Raw genomic sequence first — 4,610 nt, 5'->3', positions numbered from 1 at the left:
CCGCCCGGCGGGCCCCGTCCGACTCGCGCGGCGCCCCGGCCCGCAGACCCGCGGGCCCACCCACCCCGACGCCCACGCCCCGGCAACCACCGAAACGGGCGTCAGGGCGTCAGGGCGTCAGGGCGTCAGGGCGTCAGGGCGTCAGGGCGTCAGGGCCATGGTGTCCTCGGTGGCCTTGTCGACCGCCTCCCGTGTGAAGACCCAGGGCAGCAGCTCCCCCTTGGCCCACTTGTCGGTCTGGTCGGTGTAGTGGGAGTGGAAGGCGTGCCCGGAGGCACCGGTCAGGTTGATCCACCGCGACTTGTCCAGGTCGTCAAGGTTGACGACCATGCGCATCGAGGGCACCCAGGTGACGCCGTAGCCGCCGGCGGCGTTCCAGCCGGACGCGTCCACCGCGTCCTTGCCGCCCGCGAGCTCCCAGGGACCTCGGTTCAGCAGCCGCTGCACGAGGTCGGGGCCCTGCGTGCCGAGGGTCTGGTTCTCCAGCATCAGCCGGTGCAGGCGCCCCCAGCTCCAGGTGTCGATGTTCTTGCCGAGCTTCGTGGTCAGCTCCCAGCGGGCGTCCTTCATGGCCCGGGCCAGCAGCTCGTCGCGGCTCTGGGCGTCCGGGTTCTCCCGGTTGCCGCGGGCCTGCCACCACTCGTTGTCCGGGTCGTCGAGCAGGCCGCGGACCACCTCGGCCCAGCGGTCGCCGCCGTCGGGCTGGGCGGAGGTGCGGCTGCGCTGGCCGCACTCGCGCACGGTCCGGGCGGTGCCGTCGAGCTCCTCCAGCGGGCCGGAGTCGTCAGCCGGGCGGACCCGCAGGCACTGTCCCTCGACGCGCAGCTCCTTGGGCAGCTTGTTGCCGAACGAGAGCATCAGCAGGTTGCGCCAGACACCGTTGAAGTAGGCCGCTGCGGCGGAGTCCGCGGACTGCGAGTAGTCCCAGCCCTCCAGCAGCTGCTGCGCCTCACGGACGTACGGGTCCTCGACGTCGATCTTCAGAAGGTGCGGCACCAGCACTTTGGCGATCTCGCTGCTGTTGTCGGTCTGCATGGACTGCATGTCGTCCATGGAGATCTTGCCGGCGTCCTTCGTCTTCGACTCGATCAGGTCGTTGATGCGCTGGCTGCGGGTGCCGTAGCTCCAGTCCTCGGTGAGCAGGTACGGGTAGCTGCGCTGGTCGATGACGGCCTGGTTGGCGGTGACGATGTAGCCGCGCTCCGGGTTGTACTCGAAGGGCAGCGCCGACTGCGGCACGTAACCGGTCCAGCGGTAGTCGGAGTCCCAGCCGGGCGCCGGGTACCGGCCGTCGCCCTTGCCCCGGATCGGGATGCGGCCCGGGGCCTGGTAGCCGATGTTGCCCTTGGTGTCGGCGTAGATCATGTTCTGCGAGGGCACTGCGAAGTCCCTGGCCGCGGCCTGGAACTCGGCGAAGTCGCCGGCCCGGTTGAGCTTGAAGACGGCGTCCATGGTCTTGCCCGGGGTGAGCGCCGTCCAGCGCAGCGACACCGCGTAGCCCTTGCCGCGGTCGGGGGCCACGCCCTCGACGGGCGCGCTGTCCCCCACCCGGCCCAACTCGGTGCTGCGGTCGGACACGATGGGGCCGTTGGCGGTGCTGCGCACGGTGATCCGGCGGTCGACGCCGCCGGCGACCTTCAACGTCTCCTTGCGGGTCTTGTAGGGCTTGTACTCGCCGTCGCGCAGGTACTCGCCGTCCTGGATCTTCTCCAGGTAGAGGTCGGTGACGTCGGCGCCCATGTTGGTCATGCCCCAGGAGATGTCCCGGTTGTGGCCGATGACCACACCCGGCATGCCGGCGAAGGTGAAGCCGGAGACGTCGAACGGGCACTCGCGGGTGACCTGGGTGCAGTGCAGGCCCATCTGGTACCAGACGGACGGCAGTTGCGGCGCGAGGTGCGGGTCGTTGGCCAGCAGCGGCTTGCCGCTCGTGGTGTGCTGGCCGGCGACCACCCAGGAGTTGGAGCCGATGCCGCTGCCGTTGGGCCCCAGCAGCGCGGGAAGCTCGTCCAGGGTGCGTGACAGGGCGGCGAGTTGGGTCTGCATCTCGCCGCCGACGCCCTGCTGGGGGGCGTCCGCCGAGCCGGTGTCCGGGGTAGCGTCGGGGTCGAAGGTGTCGGCCTCGCCGGGGCCGGAACTGACCGCGCCCTCCTCGACGATGGGCTGGTTGCGGTCGTAGGGGTAGCTCGGGTAGAGCTCCTCGATCTGCTTCTCGGTCAGCCGGCTCGCCAGCAGCGAGCGGTCGATCTCGTCCCGCAGGTTGCCGCGCAGGTCCCAGGCCATGGCCTTGAGCCACGCCACCGAGTCGACGGGCGTCCACGGCTCGGGCTCGTACCCGCTGTTGACGAAGCCCAGCGCCGCGTACTCCACGGACAGCCCGGACCCGCTACGGCTCTTGAGGTAGGCGTTGACGCCCGCCGAGTAGGCCTTGAGGTAGTCCTTGCTCTGCTGCGAGAGCTTCGTGTCGTACTCCTTCTGCGCGACGTCCCGCCAGCCGAGGGTGCGCAGGAACGCGTCCGTCTCCACCTGGCTCTCGCCGAAGAGCTCCGAGAGCCGTCCGGCGGTGGTGTGCCGGCGTACGTCCATCTCCCAGAAGCGGTCCTGCGCCTGGACGTAGCCCTGGGCCATGAACAGGTCCTCGGCGGTGCCGGCGTAGACCTGGGGGATGCCGTTGCCGTCCCGCTTGACGTTCACCGTGCCGGACAGGCCGTCCAGTTTGATGGAACCGGTGGCCTCGGGAAAGGAGTCGCGGACAGTGCTGACCGTCCAGAAGGTGCCGCCGCCGACACCCGCCACGAGCAGCAGCACGACCGTGAGCACAAGCAGGCGGGCACGTCGGAACCGTTTCTTCGCGGGCATCGCTGTCCTTCGAGGGCAGGTGGGGACCTTCCGGATCCGCGGATCCGTGCTGGGGCAACTCTAGGCGTCCCTGGTGGTGGTCCGTACGCCGCCTGTGGACGACGGGCGTCACCCCCTGTGGACGACGGCCCGCCGGGCCACCGCGCCGCGCGTTCCGGACCCGACAATTGTTAGTCTGGGAAACGAATCTTTTACGCTTTCTTAGCGCCCCCTCGCGACCGCCACGCGCCGGGGGCACCGGTGCGATACGGAGGAACGGCCCCTGACTGTCGACCGCCTCAACCAACTCCTGCTGGTCTGCGCACTGGTGCTCATCGTGGCGGTCGCCGCGGTCCGGCTCTCCTCCCGTACCGGCCTGCCCAGCCTGCTCATCTACCTCGGCATCGGCATCGTCCTGGGCCAGGACGGGCTGGGGGTGCGCTTCGACGACGCCGAACTGACCCAGGTGCTCGGCTACGCCGCCCTCGTCCTGATCCTCGCCGAAGGCGGGCTGGCCACCAGGTGGCGCGACATACGGCCCGCGGTGCCGGCCGCCGCGGTGCTGTCCACGCTCGGCGTCGGCATCAGCGTGCTCGTCACCGCGGCCGGGGCGCACTACCTCATCGGCCTGGCCTGGCCGCCCGCCCTCATCCTGGGCGCGGTCGTCTCCTCGACGGACGCCGCCGCGGTCTTCTCGGTGCTGCGCACGGTGTCGCTGCCGCGACGGCTCAGCGGCATGCTGGAGGCGGAGTCGGGCTTCAACGACGCCCCGGTGGTCATCCTGGTGGTGGCCTTCTCCGCGCTCGAACACGCCCCCGCCCCCTGGTACCTGCTGCTGGGCAAGATCGCGTTGCAACTCGTCATCGGCATCGCGGTGGGCGTGGTGGTCGGCAAACTGGGCGAGACGGGGCTCCGCCAGGTGGCACTGCCCCAGGCCGGCCTCTATCCGATCGCGGTCATGGCGCTGTGCGTGCTGGCGTACGCGGCCGGCGCGCTGGCCCAGGGCAGCGGCTTCCTGGCCGTGTACATCGCCGCGCTGATCCTCGGCAACGCCCGGCTGCCGCACCGGCCGGCCGTGCGGGGGTTCGCCGACGGGCTGGCCTGGGTCTCGCAGATCGGCCTGTTCGTACTGCTCGGCCTGCTCGTCGCACCCGGCGAGCTGCTCGTCGACTTCTGGCCGGCGATCGTCGTCGGCCTCGTCCTGACCGTCGTCGCCCGCCCGCTGTCGGTGCTGCTGTGCCTGCTGCCGTTCCGGCGGCCGTGGCAGGAGCACACCCTGCTGTCCTGGGCCGGCCTGCGCGGCGCGGTGCCCATCGTGCTCGCCACCATTCCGATGGTCGCGGGGGTGGAGGACAGCGACCGGATCTTCAACATCGTCTTCGTGCTGGTCACGGTGTTCACCCTGGTCCAGGGGCCGACGCTGCCGTGGCTGGCCCGGAAGCTGAAGCTGGGCGGCGAGAACACCGTGGACGTGGAGATCGAGTCGGCACCGCTGGAGAGGCTGCGCGGCCACCTGCTGTCCGTGTCCATTCCCGAGTCGTCCCGCATGCACGGCGTGGAGGTCGGCGAGCTGCGGCTGCCGCCGGGCGCCGCGGTGACGCTGGTGGTCCGGGACGGCCACAGCTTCGTGCCGCTGCCCACCACGGTGCTGTCCCGGGGCGACGACCTGCTGGTGGTGGCCACGGATCCGGTCCGGGACGCCGCGGAGCGCCGCCTGATCGCGGTCGGCCGCGGCGGCAAGCTCGCCTACTGGCTCGGCGGCCGCGGCCTGC

At 71.0% G+C, this 4,610-nt stretch carries 2 protein-coding genes; one reads left to right on the top strand and one right to left on the bottom strand.

The window, feature by feature from the left end; all coding sequences use genetic code 11:
* Positions 1-141: 141 nt before the first annotated feature.
* Positions 142-2,859 carry a penicillin acylase family protein gene (locus ACYVE9_RS16335; RefSeq protein WP_461028590.1) on the bottom strand — a complete coding sequence of 906 codons (2,718 nt, stop codon included), beginning with the start codon at positions 2,857-2,859 and terminating at the stop codon, positions 142-144.
* Positions 2,860-3,121: 262 nt separating this feature from the next.
* Here ACYVE9_RS16335 and ACYVE9_RS16330 point away from each other — a divergent pair.
* Positions 3,122-4,610 (top strand): potassium/proton antiporter (locus tag ACYVE9_RS16330; protein ID WP_461028591.1); only part of this gene is annotated, 1,489 nt, incomplete at its 3' end.

Source organism: Streptomyces sparsus, from assembly GCF_054776295.1.
Note: the sequence above shows the minus strand (reverse complement) of the source record. Positions and strands in the feature narration are given on the sequence as shown.

What these genes read in the sequence shown, in the direction of transcription:
- ACYVE9_RS16335 (WP_461028590.1), bottom strand. Translation starts at nt 2,859, where the DNA reads ATGCCCGCGAAGAAACGGTTCCGACGTGCCCGCCTGCTTGTGCTCACG.